We start from the raw sequence: 17,646 nt of genomic DNA, 5'->3' as shown, positions 1-17,646 counted from the left end.
CAGTGGTCTTAACTTAGGAGATTTGATATTTTATGAAGATTATAAAGGTATAATTTTTCACTCGGCAATAATAACTTCTTTTAATAAAATCCCATTGGTATCTCATCATTCATATGAGGCATTAAATATACCTTATTTTAGACCCTATAGTTATAAAAAAACTCATTTTCTAAAAATTGTTATATAAACTATTGCATATAAAGTAATAATAATATAAAATGAAATTGATATTATTTGGAAGGAGTGATGTTTTATGAAAAACAATAGAACTAATTGCAAAACTCATTTTAAAACTGAACTCCTATGGACTTGTTTGTAAATTCTTGTATGCTTATAATTCTTTGTAATTACAAATACCCTAGGAGTAACTTTACTTTACCTAGGGTATTTTTATGCCCAAAACTTTGAATTATAAGGAGAGATCATATTGGATTATAGTACATTAGTAAATTTAGGTTTCGATAATTCACTTAACAAATACTTAAATAACTTAGAGGAAGAAAGAATAATTGGAAGAGTTGTATCTGTATACAAAAATCTCTATAAAATCCATACTTCAATAGGAGAAGTATTCGGCACTCTTTCCGGAAAAGTAAGTCATTCAATTGAAAATAAAAGCCAATGTCCAGCTGTTGGAGATTGGGTAGTTATAAGTAAGATAATTTCAACAGAAGAAAGAGCAGTTATATATGATATACTGCCTAGAAAATCAAAATTTTCTAGAAAAGAATGTGGAAATTCTCCTGAAGAGCAAATTATAGCTGCTAATATAGATATTTGCTTTATATGTATGTCATTGAATTTAAACTTTAATCTTAGAAGATTAGAAAGATATATTACAATGGCCTACGAAAGTGGAGCTGCTCCAGTTATTCTTCTTACAAAAGCTGATATATGTGATGATATAGACAATTTACTCTCAGAGGTAGAAGCTGTTTCACCTGGTATTCCTATTCACATATTATCTGTTGTTTCGGGTTTTGGCCTTGAAGAATTAAAAAAATATTTATTTCAAGGAAAAACAGCAGTTTTTATTGGTTCGTCTGGGGTTGGCAAGTCCTCATTAATAAATGTATTAATAGGAAATGAATTTCAAAGTACAAATGAAATAGGAAATGATGATAAAGGAAGGCACACAACAACTAACCGAGAACTTTTTATGCTGCCTGAAGGTGGGATAGTTATTGATACCCCAGGTATGAGAGAATTTCATATTTTGGATTCCGAAGAAGGCTTTGACAGCACCTTCACCGATATTGAAAATTTAGCTGCAGACTGTAAATTTTCTAATTGTAGTCATGTATCCGAACCTGATTGTGCTGTTAAAAGAGCAATTGAAACAGGCATTCTATCATTAGATAGGTTTAACAATTATATTAAATTAAAAAAAGAATTGGAATTCATAGCTAAAAAGAGGGCAAAGGAAATTGAGCAATTAAATAAGAAGCAAACAAAGAAAACTTCGAAAAAATATAAACATTAAATTTCCACAAATAAAAGGCAGTTGCTAGAAATACAACTGCCTTTTATATTAATCTTCTATTTTTTCTACATGACCTTCAAAAGCATTTATATACATCTCTTTTATTTCACTGATAAGTGGATATCTAGGATTAGCTCCAGTACATTGATCGTCAAATGCAGATTCACTCATTTCATCTAGTGTAGCATAAAACTTTTGTTCAGCCACCCCTGCTTCTTTAATCGTCTTCGGCATATTTACTTTATCCTTAAGTTCATCTATTGCAAAAATTAATCTCTCAACTTTTTCATCTTCTGTATTACCACCTAAATTTAAATAATCTGCGATTCTTGCGTATCTCCATTTTGCATTAGGATACTTATATTGAGGGAACGCTGCCTGCTTTCTAGGGTTATCTGCAGCATTAAATCTTATTACATGGTCAATTAAAAGTCCATTTGCTACTCCATGTGGAACATGATGCATGGATCCTAATTTATGAGCCATGGAATGACATACTCCTAAGAATGCATTTGCAAATGCCATTCCTGCCATAGTAGCAGCATGAGCCATTTTTTCTCTTGCTTTGATATTATTAGGTCCGTCATTATAAGCATCAGGAAGGTATTTAAATATTAATCTTATAGACTCTAGTGCGAGCCCATTTGTATACTCTGATGCCAACACAGAAACAAAAGCTTCAATTGCATGAGTTAATGCATCTATACCTGAAGCAGAAGTTAGTCCTCTAGGCATATGAAGCATTAGTTCAGCATCCACTATTGCCATATCTGGAGTTAGCTGATAATCAGCGAGAGGATACTTAACACCAGTTTGCTCATCAGTTATAACTGCAAAAGGAGTAACCTCTGAACCTGTTCCAGCGGAAGTTGGTATAGCAATAAATGTGGCTTTGAGACCCATTTCTGGAAAAGTATAAACTCTTTTTCTTATATCCATAAATCTCATTGCTAAATCTTCAAATCTTACGTCTGGATGCTCATAAAGAACCCACATAATTTTAGCTGCATCCATAGGAGATCCTCCGCCTACTGCAATTATTACATCAGGCTTAAAATTATGCATCTCTTCGGCACCTTTTCTTGCCGTAGCAAGGGTTGGATCTGGCTCAACATCAAAAAATATTTTAACATCGATATCCATATCTTCTAGAACTTTTGTAACTTGATCCACAAATCCTAGTTCAAAAAGTACTTTATCAGTTACAACAAAAGCCTTTTTCTTGTGCATATCCTTTAATTCTTTAAGTGCAACGCCGAGGCTTCCATATTTAAAATATATTTTTTCTGGCACCCTAAACCACAGCATGTTTTCTCTCCTCTCAGCCACACTTTTAATATTCAGCAAATGTTTAACTCCGACATTTTCTGATACTGAGTTTCCACCCCAGCTTCCACAGCCAAGAGTTAAGGATGGCGCCAATTTGAAATTATAAATATCTCCGATAGCTCCATGTGAAGCAGGCATATTAATTATAGTTCTTCCAGTTTTCATTACACAGCCAAACTTTTCAATTCTATCCCTTGATTTAACCTGATCTGTATAAAGCACTGACGTATGCCCAAACCCTCCTAGTTCAATAAGCCTAATTGCCTTTTTTAGAGCATCATCGAAACTTTTTGCTCTATACATACCTAGAAGAGGTGAAAGTTTTTCATGGGCAAATGGTTCATCAAGTTCTACAGAATCTACTTCACCAATAAGTACTTTTGCATTTTCAGGAACTTCTATACCAGCTAGCTGTGCAATCTTATAAGCTGACTGTCCTACTATATTTGAATTTAAACTTCCATTAACAAGTATAATTTTTTTTACATTTTCAATTTCATCGTCTTTTAATATATAAGCTCCTCTTTCTTGAAATTCATCTCTCACCTGATCATATACTTCATCTAAAACTATTACTGCCTGTTCCGAAGCACAAATTACTCCATTATCAAAAGTTTTAGAGAGTAAAATTGAGCTTACAGCCATTTTTATATGAGCTGTCTCATCTATAATTGCTGGAGTATTACCCGAACCAACACCTATAGCTGGCCTTCCTGATGAATATGCAGCTTTAACCATACCAGGTCCGCCAGTGGCTAAAATAATATCTGATTCCCTCATAACTGTTTGAGTTAACTCTAGGGAAGGCTCATCAATCCAGCCAATTATACCTTTAGGTGCACCAGCCTCTACAGCAGCATCATGTATGATTTTTGCAGCAGCAATAGTACTTTCTTTTGCTCTTGGATGTGGCGAGAAAATAATACCATTTCTTGTTTTTAGCGCTATAAGTGCCTTAAATATTGCAGTTGAAGTAGGGTTAGTGGTAGGTATAACAGCAGCTACCACTCCAATAGGTTCTGCCACTTTTTCTATACCAAAGGATTCATCCTTTTCTATTACCCCACAAGTTTTATCATCCTTATATTTATTGTAAATGTATTCAGAGGCAAAGTGATTTTTAATAACCTTATCTTCAACAATACCCATACCTGTTTCTTCTACTGCCATCTTTGCTAGTATTATCCTGGAGTCATTTGCTGCCATAGCTGCTTGCCTAAATATTTCATCTACTTGCTTTTGATCATATGTAGCAAAAATCTTTTGAGCAGCCCTTATTTCTTCAAGCTTTTGATTAAGTTCCTCAATATTTGTTACTCTCACTTCATTACACCCCTTTATATTATTTTTGCTTCATAATATAAGTTTCCACAGGGTGAACCAATTTATTCTAAATAAAAAAACCATGCAAAAATATTGCATGGTCATTTTTTTTAAACTATTTCGTTTGTTCCTTCAAATGCATTGATATACATTTGTTTTATTTCACTTATTAATGGATATCTTGGATTTGCTCCTGTACATTGATCATCAAATGCTTGCTCGCACATTTCATCCAATGTTGCATAGAACTTATTCTCAGATACTCCAGCTTCTTTTATAGTCTTTGGCAATCCAACTTTAACTTTCAATTCATCTATTGCTTTTATTAAATTTTCAATTTTTTGATCTTCAGTCTTTCCACCAAGCCCTAAGTAATCAGCAATTCTAACATATCTAGATTTTGCACTTGGATATTTGTATTGTGGGAAAGCTGCTTGCTTTCTTGGATTTTCAACCGCGTTAAATCTAATAACTTCATCTATTAATAATGCATTGGCAACTCCGTGTGGTATGTGGTGCATTGCTCCTAATTTGTGAGCCATTGAGTGACATACTCCTAAGAATGCATTAGCAAACGCCATACCTGCCATTGTTGAAGCATGAGCCATTTTTTCTCTAGCTTTTATATTAGTTGTACCTTCATTATAAGCTTGAGGTAAATATTTAAATATTAATCTTATAGCTTCAAGTGCTAATCCATTAGTATATTCTGAAGCAAGGACTGAAGCTATTGCTTCAATAGCATGTGTTAATGCATCTATACCTGAAGCAGAAGTTAAGCCTTTTGGCATTTTCATCATAAGTTCAGCATCGACAATTGCCATATCTGGAGTTAACTCATAGTCAGCTAGTGGATACTTTAATCCTGTGTTTTCATCTGTAATAACTGCAAATGGAGTTACCTCTGAACCTGTTCCAGCAGATGTAGGTATGGATACCATCATTGCCTTTTCACCCATTTTAGGGAAAGTGTATACTCTCTTTCTTATATCCATAAATCTCATAGCTAAATCTTCAAACTTAACTTCTGGATGCTCATATAATACCCACATAATCTTAGCAGCATCCATTGGTGAACCTCCACCAACAGATATTATTGTATCTGGATTAAAGCTTGCCATTTCAGCTGCGCCTTTTCTAGCTGTAGCTAGAGTTGGATCAGGTTCTACATCAAAGAATATCTTAAAATCTACTCCTATTTCTTCTAGAACTTTAGTAACTGTATCAACAAAACCTAAATTGTAAAGAACCTTATCAGTAACTATGAATGCTTTTTTCTTACCCATATCTTTTAATTCTCTTAAAGCTACTGGTAAGCTTCCGTATTTAAAGTATATTTTTTCTGGCACTCTGAACCAAAGCATATTCTCTCTCCTCTCAGCTACACTCTTAACGTTTAATAAATGCTTTACTCCTACGTTCTCAGATACTGAGTTTCCTCCCCAAGAACCGCAGCCAAGTGTTAGAGATGGAGCTAGTCTGAAGTTATATATATCGCCTATAGCACCTTGTGATGATGGCATATTGATTATAGTTCTTCCAGTTTTCATTGTAGCTCCGAATTTAGCTATTCTTTCTTTTGATTTAACTTGATCTGTATAAAGAACTGATGTATGTCCAAATCCACCTAATTCAATAAGTCTAACAGCTTTTTGTAATGCTTCATCAAAACTTTTAACTCTGTACATTCCAAGTACTGGTGATAACTTTTCATGTGAAAATTCTTCTTCAAGTTCAACTGATTCAACTTCTCCAATTAGAACTTTTGAATCCTCAGGTACAGTTACCCCTGCCATTTCAGCAATTTTAGCTGCCTTTTGACCAACTATATTAGCATTTAAAGAACCATTCACTAATATTACTTTTCTTACCTTATCTATTTCGTCACCCTTTAAGAAGTAAGCTCCTCTTTCCTCAAATTCCTTTCTTACTTCGCTATATACTTCGTCCATAACTATTACAGTTTGCTCTGAAGCACATATAACTCCGTTATCAAAAGTTTTAGATAATAATATAGAACTTACAGCCATCTTTATATGTGCTGTTTCATCGATTATAGCTGGTGTATTTCCTGCTCCAACTCCTATAGCTGGCTTACCAGATGAATAAGCTGCTTTTACCATTCCTGGTCCACCAGTAGCTAGTGTAATGTCAGCTTCTCTCATTACTACTTGAGATAGTTCTACAGATGGCTCATCAATCCATCCTATAATATTTTTTGGTGCTCCTGCCTTTACTGCAGCATCAAGTACTATTTTAGCAGCAGCTATTGTAGAATTCTTAGCTCTTGGATGTGGAGAGAAAATAATACCATTTCTTGTTTTTAAAGCTATTAATGCTTTGAATATTGCTGTTGAAGTAGGATTTGTTGTTGGAACTACTGCTGCAACAACTCCAATAGGTTCTGCAACTTTAGTTATACCAAAAGCTTCATCCTTATCTATTACTCCACAAGTTTTTTCGTCTTTGTATTGATTATATATATATTCTGAAGCAAAGTGATTTTTGATAACTTTGTCTTCTACTATTCCCATTCCAGTTTCTTCAACTGCCATTTTAGCAAGTTTTATTCTAGAGTTATTTGCAGCCATAGCAGCTTGTCTAAAAATTTCATCTACTTGTTCTTGTGTATATGTAGCGAATATCTTTTGCGCTTGTTTTACTTCTTCAAGCTTCATCATTAGTTCTTCTAAATTTGTTACTTTCATATTTATACACCTCTTTACTAAATTTTAGTGCAAATGATAGTTAAAACTTTAACAACCAACTTTATTGTATATTATATTTTATAAGAATGCAATAGTTTTTTGATATTTTTTTAACAAATTATTTTTCTAATCACTTTTCTGTGCAAAGCCTTGTTATGTAATTGTTTTCAGAGATAAGTTGGAGATATACGTTAAAATCATCAAATACCAATAAAATTCTTTTCCACTTTTATCAAATTAGACATTGCTTATTAAACTATTTTTCAACATTTTTCCCCTTATATCTCCTCGCGACTTTGTTATTTTATTAACACTTATGATTTAAAAATAGTCCATGTCTCATAAACAGAGCCACGGACTATATATGTGAGTATAAAACTATGGAATCATTAATAATTTCTATTTTTCAAGCTTAGCAAGTTCAACAGCTATCTTAGAACCAACTCTTGCATTATTATAAACAAGTTGTATATTTGATTCTAAGCTAGCTCCACCAGTAATTTCCTTGACTTTAGCAAGTAAGAAAGGAGTAGTTTCTTTTCCCTTAACACCTTTTTCTTCAGCTTCTTTTAAAGCACTCTCTATAGCATTAGTAATAGTATCGTAATCCATTTGATATTGTTCTGGTATTGGATTTGCTATTACCATTCCACCATTTAAGCCTAAATCCCATTTTGCTTTAGCTGCACTAGCAACTTCTGCTGGTGAATCTATTCTGTAATCTACACCAAAACCACTCTTTCTAGTATAGAAGGCTGGCATTTCATCTGTACCAAATCCTAAAACAGGCACACCATTTGTTTCAAGGTATTCTAAAGTTAGTCCTATATCTAAAATGGACTTTGCACCAGCACAAACTACTGCAACATTTGTATGTGCAAGTTCTTGAAGGTCTGCAGAAATATCAAATGTTTCTTGTGCTCCCCTATGAACTCCGCCAATACCTCCTGTAACAAATAATTTTATTCCTGCTAATTCTGCAGCTATCATTGTTGTAGCAACAGTTGTAGCTCCATCTAATCCTTTTGCTAGTATTATTGGTAAGTCTCTTCTGCTTGTTTTTAGAATATTTTTACCAGTACCAAGGAATTCTAATTCTTCTCTTGTTACTCCAACTTTTATTTTTCCTTTTATAATAGCAATTGTAGCTGGTACAGCTCCATTTTCTCTTACTATTCTTTCAACTTCTAGTGCAGTTTCAACATTCTTAGGATATGGCATACCATGTGATATTATTGTTGATTCTAGAGCTACTACTGGCTTTCCTTCCTTTAATGCTTGTGCTACCTCTGGGTTAATATCTAAATATTTTTCTAACATAATTATCCTCCCTTTATGTTTATATAATTTTATATATATTATTAATATTTATATATACTTAAATTAAATTGAGTTCTTTTATCCTATTAGTTATATTTTCCACCGACATATTAGGATTAATGGTTTCTTCATGAGAAAGTGCAAGTACTGAAGCACCTATTGCAAATCGAGTACTATAATCAATATCAAAATCACTGTAGTGGCTATAAGCTAAAGCAGCTATAAATGCATCACCGGCTCCCGTAGCATTAACAACATTAATCTTTGGAGTCTTTATCTGCCTGCTATCTGTTCCATCATCATAATACACACCTTGTTCACCTAGACTTATAAAAACTCTTTTTACCCCTTTATTTAAAAAGTAATACGAAGCTCTTTTTAAGTCTTCTTCTGTATTAATTTCTATTCCTGATAACATTTCAGCTTCAATTTTATTAGGTTTAATTGTATGAAAATATCCAATAAGATTTTTAACCTTCATAGCCTTAGTTGTAGATACAGTATCTAAAAAGAAATCGGTTTTCTTATTAGTGGTTACTGTATATTCTATTACATCTTTAGGTATGTTTGTATCAATAATACAAAGTCTTGAATTTTCTACAACATGCTTTTTTTCCTTTATGAAATCAACACTAAGGTTATCATAAATATCCATGTATGCTATCGCCACTGACATATCGCCCTTTTCATCAAGTATAGCCATGTAAGTTGAGGTCTGCTGTCCTTTAAGCACTAGTGAGTCCTTCATATCAAGGCCTAAATTTCTTGCCTCTTCAATTACCTTAGCTCCATACACATCATCTCCAACTACACTTATGAGTTTTGTGTGCAATCCAAGCCTAACTAAGTTCTCAGCTATGTTCCTTCCCACTCCCCCTAAGGAAATCTTAACTTTTCCAGGGTTAGAATCATGAACAATAAGTTGTTTCTCAGGGAAGCCAACCATATCTATGTTAACTCCTCCTATTACGGTTACATAGTCTTCCTCGTTTAAGATATAGCCTTTTCCTAGTATATACCCTTTTTTAATCAAATTAGTTATATGAACAGCAGCTGAAGATCTAGCTATACCTAACATGTCTGCTAGTTCATTTTGTGAAATCATGGGGTTCTTTCTTAATAATTTTAGTATTTCTTTTTCTCTATTTGTCATAAGCCATCTCCTTAACTTATGCTTATTTTTTAAACATTAGTTTATGATATTATAATATCACTATTTATTATTCTTTTCAAGGGTATTCTATAGATAAATTTTAAGCTTAAATATAAATAAAGTATTTTCCTACCTTCTTTAATTATACGAAAGCCTATTTTTTATGGATTAGGGCTTCATTAAAATAAATAAAAGTGCAGCTTTCACTGCACTTATGCTAAAAAATTATATTAATAAATTTCATTTGACTTATTTAAAATTATAGATCTACTGATTGAGAACCAGCTGCTACTTCTAATTCATTTGCATGTTTTTCAGCAACTGCTACAAAAGGAATATACATGATAATTCCTATAGCTATATTTACTAGTTGTAATATAATTCCCCTTATTGAACCTGTAGCTAAGAAACCGCTTATTATAGGTGGCATTGTCCAGTGAACAACAGCTATTGTTTTTGGAACTAATCCAATTGCCATGGCACCATAACTTACTACAGTTAGAATTAGTGGAGTTAAGATAAATGGTATAGCGTATATTGGATTTAATACTAGTGGAACACCAAATAAAACAGGCTCATTAATATTAAATGCCGCTGGGCCTATGCCAAGCTTAGCTTTTGCTTTGTTATCTTCTCTCTTACCAACTAAAAGCATTGCTGCAAGAAGACATATTGATGTACCTGCTCCACCCATGTATACAAAAGTGTCAAAGAATGATGAGGTAACTATATTTTGTGGAGCTGCTCCGGTCTGGAAGGCCTTAACATTAGCTTCCATAAGTGGTAGGAATAGCGCAGTGGTTATTGGGAGCAGTATATTTGTTCCATGCAATCCAAAGAACCATAGTAAATGTACTAGGAAAACTACAAGAAGTGCAGCACCTAGCGTACCTGCTAATCCTAGTAGTGGCTGTTGAATAATATCAAATATAAATTTGTGTATATCAGGAATTCCAAACACATCTAACACTATCTTTAATGCTCCAAATATTACAAGAGTAACAAATGCCGGAATTAAAGCTGCAAAGGATCTCCCTACTGCCGGTGGTACTGAATCAGGCATTTTTATTATTAGTTTCTTATTACGCATAAGCCTTACAAAAATTTCTGTAGCTGCAAGTGATACAAATAAAGCAACAAATAGCCCTTGTGCTCCAAGGTATGCAAAAGGTAGTGCCCAATCCTTAGCTGAACCAGCATACAGCATGAGAAGTGCTCCAAAGGATACAACTCCGGACATAAGACCATCTTGGTCATAAGATTTTGCTAGGTTATAGCTAATTGTAAATACAACTAAGAGCGACATTATGGCAAAAGTTCCATTCCATAGTGTTCCTCCAAAGGAATTCCACTTTTCTCCGAAGATTCCCTTCATGAAATCCGCCCAACCTGGTATTGGAAAATTATTAAATAATACGGCTAATGAACCAACAAGAATTAATGGCATAATTGCTACAAAACCATCACGAATTGCTACAAGATGTCTCTGCGACCCAATTTTTCCTGCTACAGGTACAAAGTACTTTTCCAGGAACTCAATAATCTTTTTCATAAAATTCCCCCCAATAGAATCAATTTATAAATTCATAAAGCCCCTTGCTGCTAGTCCGTATTGTCCTTAAAAAGACTTAAAGCATGTTTTAGTACTTTTTCTCCGTTCATCATTCCATAATCCACACTGTTTATAACTTCAACAACAATACCCTTTGGCTCATAAGCTGATTTATATTTATTTAGTAAAAATCTAACTTGTGGACCAAGGAGTAAAACATCTGTCTCATCAATGTGGTGTTTCAAGTCCGCTTCTGCTACTGCTATAATCTTAACTTCAATACCTTCCTTTGCAGCAGCAGAATCCATCTTTTTAACTAGGAGGCTTGTAGACATTCCAGCCCCGCATACTAGTGTTATCCTTTTCATAATCACCTCTCCTTTCTTTGACTTATGGTATTTACTTTAGCAACTATCGTGCCAAAACACATTTTAATGAAAACCCGTATAATATTTAAATTTTTTATGTGTTTTTATTAACTTTTAGCTATTAAATTCTACTATTGTTTTGAAATGAATATTTAGTGTTTCAACATTATTGTTAGTGTTTTGCTTTTTCATATCTTTGGTTTCCTTTAAAACACTTTTTTGTTTAGTGTTTTAACTTTCATTTATTTCTAAATACTTTTTCATACATATCTACAAATTCTTGAGCCATATCTTTAATAGTTATAGCATTCATAAGATGATCTTGTGCATGCACCATTAGTAATGTAATTTCACTAGGATTTCCTGCAGCTTCCTCTTGAATTAGATGTGTCTGCACTTTATGAGCATCTGCTAATTCTTCATCACATTTCACAAGCGCTTCTCTTGCAGCATCAAACTTTTCAGATTTAGCAAATTGAATTGCCTCCATAGCATGACTTCTTGCATTTCCTCCACTTACTATTATTTGAAGTATTATTTCTTGATAATCCATATCTAACATCCTTTCTTTAACAATAAGTATTTTGCTAATACTTGTAGTTATATAACTATAAGCTATACTTATCGCAATTATCATGCCAAAACACTAGAGGGGAATTTAATGTTTTAGCTCGCTTTGACTTATAATGACAAAACACTAATGCTATTGTGTTTTACAAAAAATTTTTGTTTTATAAAAATAGCGGCATTAGCTGCCGCACAATATAAATTAAGAATAGTTATTATAATTAAAAAATCTCATTATATGGCATAATTCATCATCAAAGATATGTATATTGAACTTTTCTTCTAATAGCTTGCATGATTTTTTAACTGAATTATATAGCTCTTTATTAGTTTCTATAAATTGTCCTTTATCTTCAAATTTAATTATAGTACCTCCACTTTTTATTCTGTCTATCATACATCCAATATGCAGTGTTACTCCAATTAATATATCAGTATCGGTTTTTATATTCATTTCTTTCTCTATGCTTCCAATGCATTTCTTAATAACTATAAAAGCCTCTCTACCCTCTACATTTTTAAGCTGATGTTCTAATGTTTCACCCATTTTAATATAAGTCATTTCAATATCTATAAGTCCTTGTATGGTTTTAATTGCTCTTAGACTTAAAACCTCATCTAATCTAAATTGCGGCAGCTTAGTTTCAAGATTAAAAGCACTCACAATACAAATAATGTTTCTATCGGCCCTAATGCTTTTTATCCTTGAATATATATTTTCATTTTCAACCAAATTAACTGGAATTATCTCCAGGATACTTTTATCATATTCCAAATGTTGTTCTAAAAGATTCTTTATTGCAATAGCACTTCCTTCTCCAGTGGTACACATTGTTATTATTACAAGCTTTTCTCTTCTATCAATCTTTGTCCTATCATGTACAGTATCATATTCAAGAAAATTATTCACATTTACAGTTTCTCTGTATACTTCCTCAAGAGAATATCCCATAGCAGCTTTTCTTGCAGCCTCTACTACATGAAGTGTACTAACAAGCGGAATTGTTTTTACATTAATACATATATCTTTTTCTACTTCTTCACCAAAAGTAGTTAAAGAACCCATATCCACTAAAAGTAAAACATCAGATTTTATACCATGCTCAATTATATAATTTTTTAGTCTACTTAGTACTATTTTCGGTTTTTCCTCTAATGGAGCATTTATACCAATAACATTGTTAATGCCCAATAGTTTATTTGCTACTTCTGCCATAGATGCTGCTGTAGAACTGCCATGTGCGACAACAATTACTTTTACATAACTGTTATTCATTTCAATATCTTTTTCGTCATAAACAAAAAACATTGCTAAAAATCCTGCCTCATCTATAGGCATGGTAACATCTAATGATCTTTCTATTATTTTAAGGCAATCCAAAGCAACATTAAACTCGCTGCCAAATTCTGTCCTAATGCTATTCAACTTGGGGTTAACAATAAGTTTATTTCTCTTTATTCTCTCTAAGGAGTTCGATATATGAACTGCTATACCATAATAGGCCCTTTGGCTTAAAGTCCTATTAAGTTTTTCCTCACTAAAGCTTATAATATCTTGGACAGTTTTTACTATTTCTTCAGGTATAATACTTTCCAAATTTGTAATGTCTACATTTCGATTTTGGCAGTATATGTATCTTGTAAAATAATCTTCAATGTCCTTTTCCATTTCCTTTTGGAGCGTTTCTCCTTGAATACCTTTATCTCTAAGCTCATCTATTCTATGATCTATCATGTCATATATAGAATCTTCATAATTCTGTTTTTCAAGAAGAGAATTATTTTCAAGTTTATTAAATACACAATATCTCTTATTTATTCCTATAAGTTTATTAAAAATTTGTCTATGTTCAGTTTGTATATAAAGTCCTTCCCTAACATAAGTAGGCAAATCAGTGCTGTTAATTTTTATATATTGTTTTTTCTTAGAAACAAAATCAACATAAGCTTTAGCACAAGCAAGTTGAATGTCTGTTTTAAGCTGTCCAATATTGTTAGGACAATAATAGCTAAGAAAAGCTCTCATAGAATTAATTGATACCATTATCTCTCTATCCAGCCTAAAGGATTCTTCACGGTAAAAATTACTTATCAAATAAAATCTTTCTTCCATTGTCCTCTCTGAGAGACTAGGAATTTTAATAACCATTGGTATTCTTCTTGTAAAGGTTTTAAGCAATGTTGATTCTGGACTTTCTGTAGTTGCTGAAACAATAAGTACATCCGCTCTGCGCTCCGTTTCAGTTTCCCCAAGTTTTCTAAAAGTACCTTTATCCATAAAGGTAAAAAACATTTCTTGGCCCTCAGGTGGAAGTCTATGTACCTCATCTAAAAATAAAATACCTCCGTCTGCTTTTTCTATAAGCCCAATCTTATCAGAATCTGCTCCAGTATAGGCTCCTTTTTTAGTACCAAAGAGCTGACTTATTAAAAGTTGTGGATTATTAGCGTAATCTGCGCAGTTAAAAGTTACAAATGGAGCTTTTTCTTCCATTCGCTTCATTTCAATTGCATATTGATGGATAAGCCCTGCAAACATAGATTTTCCAACACCAGTTTCCCCTAAAATAAGTACATGCATACCTTTAGGTGGATACAGTATTGCTGCTTTAGCCTGTTCTACAGCTGTATATAGGCTTTGATTCTCTCTTGTAAATCTGTCAATTTTACTTTCACCCTCATTATATTCAATGTTATCAATAGGATTAAAAAGAACTGGTCTCCCAGAGCTTTTTGAAACCTTACCTTCAGTGCATAATTTATTTAAATCATTACTAACATTTGCCCTGCTTAATTTTAAGGTATGAGCAATTTCAACAGCACTTAACCCTTTGCCTGTATATAGCTTTTTAAGTGTCTCATATACCAAATCAATTCTTTTCATTCTTTCACCTCCGCTTCTACAAATTACAAACTATTGAAAAATTATCCTATTATTATGTACTATATCTCATTTTATACTTCCGGTCAATTATACTTTTTAGATACTCATAAAGCTAAACATGAATAGCAGTGTATAAAGCACAAATCACCACCAATTTCCCATAATACCTTAAATCTACTATAGATTTTTGTGGACATGCTTTGTTACAATAGCACACATAAGACAAGCCGAATCTCCAAATGGAGTACGGGGGAATAAACAACGGGGTGAATCTCATTTTGAGTAGGGTGCCTCAACCCGAACCCGACAACTAACCTCGGAGGCAGAAGGAGGATAAAACTTATGTTTAAATCAAAAAAACTATCAATTTTACTTTTATCATTGGGTGTAGCTTTATCATCTGTACTACCAGTAAAGGCAGCAGACTATAAAGTAACTTCAGGTGATTCACTTTACACCTTAAGCAAAACATTCAATACTACCATCACTCAATTAAAGACAACTAATAATCTTACTAGCGATAAAATTTATATAGGTCAAACATTAAACGTTCCAGCACAAATTTACTCTGTTAAATCTGGGGATAGCTTATACCTAATTTCAAAGAAATTTGGTATAACTTTGGGCCAATTAAGAGTAATGAACAACAAATGGGATGACTATATATACCCTAGTCAAAAGCTTCTTGTACCAGGCACTGCAACAACAAGCAGCAGCTCAACAAATACTGCGTCAAACCAGCAAGCTGGCGTAATTCCATACAGTCAAGCTGATGTGGATTTGCTGGCTAGACTTATTAACGCTGAAGCTCAGGGGGAACCCTATTCAGCGAAGGTGGCTGTTGGTGCAGTTATAATCAACAGAGTACAGGATTCACGTTTTCCTAAGACTATATCAAGTGTAATTTATCAAGTGGATCATGGTTATTATCAATTTACTCCTGTTCTTAATGGATGGATTGATAAACCAGCTACTTCAGAATCAATTCAGGCAGCTTATGAAGCCTTAAGAGGATCAGACCCATCAAATGGTGCACTTTATTATTTTGATGACAGCACAACAAATACTTGGTTATGGTCCAAGCCTATAGCCGCTAGAATTTCTCATATGGTATTTGCATACTAATCCAGTATATGAAAAAGAGCCAGAACTAATTCTTCTGGCTCTTTTTCTGTAATATTTATATTTAAACCTTTTATAATTCATTAACACTTTTATAAATATTACATATACTTATAATGTAATATTTATTAAGGAGTGTAATTAATGTATTACGATGACTATCGTGACATAAGTGAATTTGATGAACTAGACGATATTGACAATATGGAAGAGTCTGATGAGTTTGAACCACCATTCTTTTGTCCAATATATCAACAAATGTTTTATGGCTATCGTCAATTTCCAACTCCTCCACCATTCCCACCTGGAACTGGCGGACCTATGAATATGCCTCCATTCGGTAATCAGCCAGGGGGACCTCCATTTGGAAATCAACCGGGCGGACCTCAACAAGGAGGAGTACCTATGGGACCACCTCCAAACTTTACACCATCAAAGTCCCAGGGCGAATTCAAGCCACAAGCTGGTATTGCACCTCAAGCAATAGACCCAGGTGCCATAAGAAGATGTTTATATAGATATGTTTATATATGGCCAAGAAATGGTAGAGGTTTTTGGGCGTGGCTTACTTATGTGGGAAGAAGATCAATAGCCGGATATCGCTGGAACGGGCGTAGATGGGTATACTTTGGAATGGACCTTAGAATGATAGAAAGCTTCTACTGCTATTAACAATGCGCCCCTAGCAAATATTTGCTAGGGGCATTTTATAAGCAATATAAAATAACTAAATTGTTTAAATCAAGCTTTAAAGCTATGTTATGTTTTATTCCACCTCATTTGGTTTATCTAAGCTTACAATTTTATACCTATCTATAATTAATTTCAAAATTCGTATGGTTTCTAAAGGATTCCTTCCAACTGTTAATTCTCCACAAAGCATAAAACCTGTAGCTCCCGCTTTTATATAATTATATATGTCATTAATTTCTGGAAGAGTGGGAACAGCCTCTCTTTTCATAGATTCCAGCAAATGAGTTGCAATAATAAACTCCTTTTTTGTTCTTTTTATAACACGAAAAATCTCTTCCTGAATTCTTGGAACATCGTAAATTTCAACCTCTGCTGCTAAGTCGCCTCTGCCAAGAATTATTCCATCCACCTTAGATAAAATATCTTTAAAATTTTTGACTCCCTCATCGCATTCAATTTTAGCCCATATTTTGGGCATTTTTAAGCTTTTATCTGCTTTTCTCAATAATTTTATATAATCTCTTAAATTAATTATATCTTCTACTTTAGTCACATAAGATAAGCAGATTATATCCACGTTATTCTCTAGACCCCACTTTATATCAAATTTGTCCTTTTCAGTAATCCCTAGCATACTCCTATCCATTCCAGGGGCATTAACTCCTTTTTCAGCTCTTATTAACCCACCTCGTTTAACAATGGTCTTTATTAACTCATTCTTACTCCCTGTTCCTACAACTTCAAATTCTATAGTTGCATCTTTCATGAGTATTTTTTTTGCACTATACATGGTAGAAAAGTCGCCTTCTAAAGATATTGGTATAGTAAGACCTCTCATTCTGTTTTTTTCATAATAAAATTTTTCCGAACAAAAATAAACTATGCTTCCTTGCATTACCTTTACTTCCCTTTGAAAGAGACTGCTTACTCTAAGCTTATTACCGCGTAAATCTTGAATTACTTCTACAAAAGGATGTTGCTTTCTTAAATATTCTATTTGTGCTCTAATAGTATCATAATTGGCATGTGAAAAATTGAATCTAGCCATGTTCATACCTTCATTAGCATATTCATCTAAAGCACTTAGTTTTTTTGCATTTGGTCCAATAGAACATACAATTTTCATATACCTACCTCTAAATAT

The 17,646-nt window shown here is 33.3% G+C and carries 13 protein-coding genes and 1 riboswitch (1 of these 14 cut by a window edge); of the genes, 4 read left to right on the top strand and 9 right to left on the bottom strand.

Features of this window, described 5'->3' with window-relative positions; translation table 11 throughout:
• Both bsdE14_RS17795 and rsgA read left to right on the top strand, forming a co-directional pair.
• Positions 1–187 carry the 3' end of an amidase domain-containing protein gene (locus tag bsdE14_RS17795; protein ID WP_264851347.1) on the top strand. The gene continues 365 nt to the left of window position 1, outside the view, so only the last 187 of its 552 coding nucleotides appear in the window; the start codon falls outside the window, past its left edge; its stop codon occupies positions 185–187.
• Positions 188–427: 240 nt separating this feature from the next.
• Entirely contained in the window at positions 428–1,483 is a 1,056-nt protein-coding gene (gene rsgA / locus bsdE14_RS17790; protein WP_264851346.1) for a ribosome small subunit-dependent GTPase A, read from the top strand.
• A 48-nt stretch (positions 1,484–1,531) separates the two neighbouring features.
• Here the strand turns inward: rsgA and adhE (bsdE14_RS17785) are convergent, their stop codons facing one another.
• The 8 genes from adhE (bsdE14_RS17785) to bsdE14_RS17750 form a co-directional block, all read right to left on the bottom strand.
• A complete protein-coding gene (gene adhE / locus bsdE14_RS17785; protein WP_264851345.1) occupies positions 1,532–4,135 on the bottom strand; it encodes a bifunctional acetaldehyde-CoA/alcohol dehydrogenase in 2,604 nt (867 codons plus the stop codon).
• 110 nt (positions 4,136–4,245) lie between these two features.
• The gene (gene adhE / locus bsdE14_RS17780; protein WP_264851344.1) at positions 4,246–6,843 is read right to left on the bottom strand and encodes a bifunctional acetaldehyde-CoA/alcohol dehydrogenase; all 2,598 of its coding nucleotides are present in this window, start codon (positions 6,841–6,843) and stop codon (positions 4,246–4,248) included.
• Positions 6,844–7,242: 399 nt separating this feature from the next.
• Positions 7,243–8,163: a pseudouridine-5'-phosphate glycosidase gene (locus tag bsdE14_RS17775; RefSeq protein ID WP_264851343.1), complete on the bottom strand. Its 921-nt coding sequence runs from the start codon at positions 8,161–8,163 to the stop codon at positions 7,243–7,245.
• A 58-nt stretch (positions 8,164–8,221) separates the two neighbouring features.
• On the bottom strand, positions 8,222–9,316 hold the full coding sequence (locus bsdE14_RS17770; protein WP_264851342.1) for a PfkB family carbohydrate kinase: 1,095 nt from the start codon (positions 9,314–9,316) through the stop codon (positions 8,222–8,224).
• A gap of 259 nt (positions 9,317–9,575) precedes the next feature.
• The gene (locus bsdE14_RS17765; RefSeq protein ID WP_264851341.1) at positions 9,576–10,868 is read right to left on the bottom strand and encodes a PTS sugar transporter subunit IIC; all 1,293 of its coding nucleotides are present in this window, start codon (positions 10,866–10,868) and stop codon (positions 9,576–9,578) included.
• Between the two features lie 50 nt (positions 10,869–10,918).
• Positions 10,919–11,236, bottom strand: a complete 318-nt coding sequence (locus tag bsdE14_RS17760; RefSeq protein WP_264851340.1) for a PTS sugar transporter subunit IIB — start codon at positions 11,234–11,236, stop codon at positions 10,919–10,921.
• 238 nt (positions 11,237–11,474) lie between these two features.
• Complete coding sequence (locus bsdE14_RS17755; RefSeq protein WP_309298140.1) at positions 11,475–11,789, bottom strand: PTS sugar transporter subunit IIA; 315 nt, start codon at positions 11,787–11,789, stop codon at positions 11,475–11,477.
• A 216-nt stretch (positions 11,790–12,005) separates the two neighbouring features.
• Positions 12,006–14,687, bottom strand: coding sequence for a sigma-54-dependent transcriptional regulator (locus bsdE14_RS17750; protein ID WP_264851339.1), 2,682 nt, complete (start codon positions 14,685–14,687; stop codon positions 12,006–12,008).
• Positions 14,688–14,902: 215 nt separating this feature from the next.
• A riboswitch (cyclic di-AMP (ydaO/yuaA leader) is annotated at positions 14,903–15,026 on the top strand.
• A gap of 3 nt (positions 15,027–15,029) precedes the next feature.
• On the opposite strand from bsdE14_RS17750, the gene bsdE14_RS17745 reads away from it, so the two are divergent.
• Both bsdE14_RS17745 and bsdE14_RS17740 read left to right on the top strand, forming a co-directional pair.
• Complete coding sequence (locus bsdE14_RS17745) at positions 15,030–15,812, top strand: cell wall hydrolase (RefSeq protein WP_264851338.1); 783 nt, start codon at positions 15,030–15,032, stop codon at positions 15,810–15,812.
• Between the two features lie 141 nt (positions 15,813–15,953).
• Positions 15,954–16,481 (top strand): hypothetical protein, encoded by a 528-nt coding sequence (locus tag bsdE14_RS17740; protein WP_264851337.1) that lies wholly within the window; start codon positions 15,954–15,956, stop codon positions 16,479–16,481.
• A gap of 94 nt (positions 16,482–16,575) precedes the next feature.
• Here the strand turns inward: bsdE14_RS17740 and bsdE14_RS17735 are convergent, their stop codons facing one another.
• Entirely contained in the window at positions 16,576–17,628 is a 1,053-nt protein-coding gene (locus bsdE14_RS17735; protein ID WP_264851336.1) for a pyruvate kinase, read from the bottom strand.
• Between the last annotated feature and the right edge of the window lie 18 nt (positions 17,629–17,646).

It is taken from the genome of Clostridium omnivorum (assembly GCF_026012015.1).
GTDB classification, from domain to species: domain Bacteria; phylum Bacillota; class Clostridia; order Clostridiales; family Clostridiaceae; genus Clostridium_AX; species Clostridium_AX omnivorum.
The sequence above is the reverse complement of the archived record's forward strand: the minus strand, read 5'-3'. Positions and strand labels throughout refer to the sequence as shown.

Coding starts and splice junctions, on each gene's coding strand:
- bsdE14_RS17770 (WP_264851342.1), bottom strand. CDS start 9,316: ATGACAAATAGAGAAAAAGAAATACTAAAATTATTAAGAAAGAACCCC.
- bsdE14_RS17745 (WP_264851338.1), top strand. CDS start 15,030: ATGTTTAAATCAAAAAAACTATCAATTTTACTTTTATCATTGGGTGTA.
- bsdE14_RS17775 (WP_264851343.1), bottom strand. CDS start 8,163: ATGTTAGAAAAATATTTAGATATTAACCCAGAGGTAGCACAAGCATTA.
- bsdE14_RS17750 (WP_264851339.1), bottom strand. CDS start 14,687: ATGAAAAGAATTGATTTGGTATATGAGACACTTAAAAAGCTATATACA.
- bsdE14_RS17760 (WP_264851340.1), bottom strand. CDS start 11,236: ATGAAAAGGATAACACTAGTATGCGGGGCTGGAATGTCTACAAGCCTC.
- bsdE14_RS17735 (WP_264851336.1), bottom strand. CDS start 17,628: ATGAAAATTGTATGTTCTATTGGACCAAATGCAAAAAAACTAAGTGCT.
- adhE (WP_264851344.1), bottom strand. CDS start 6,843: ATGAAAGTAACAAATTTAGAAGAACTAATGATGAAGCTTGAAGAAGTA.
- bsdE14_RS17740 (WP_264851337.1), top strand. CDS start 15,954: ATGTATTACGATGACTATCGTGACATAAGTGAATTTGATGAACTAGAC.
- bsdE14_RS17765 (WP_264851341.1), bottom strand. CDS start 10,868: ATGAAAAAGATTATTGAGTTCCTGGAAAAGTACTTTGTACCTGTAGCA.
- bsdE14_RS17755 (WP_309298140.1), bottom strand. CDS start 11,789: ATGGATTATCAAGAAATAATACTTCAAATAATAGTAAGTGGAGGAAAT.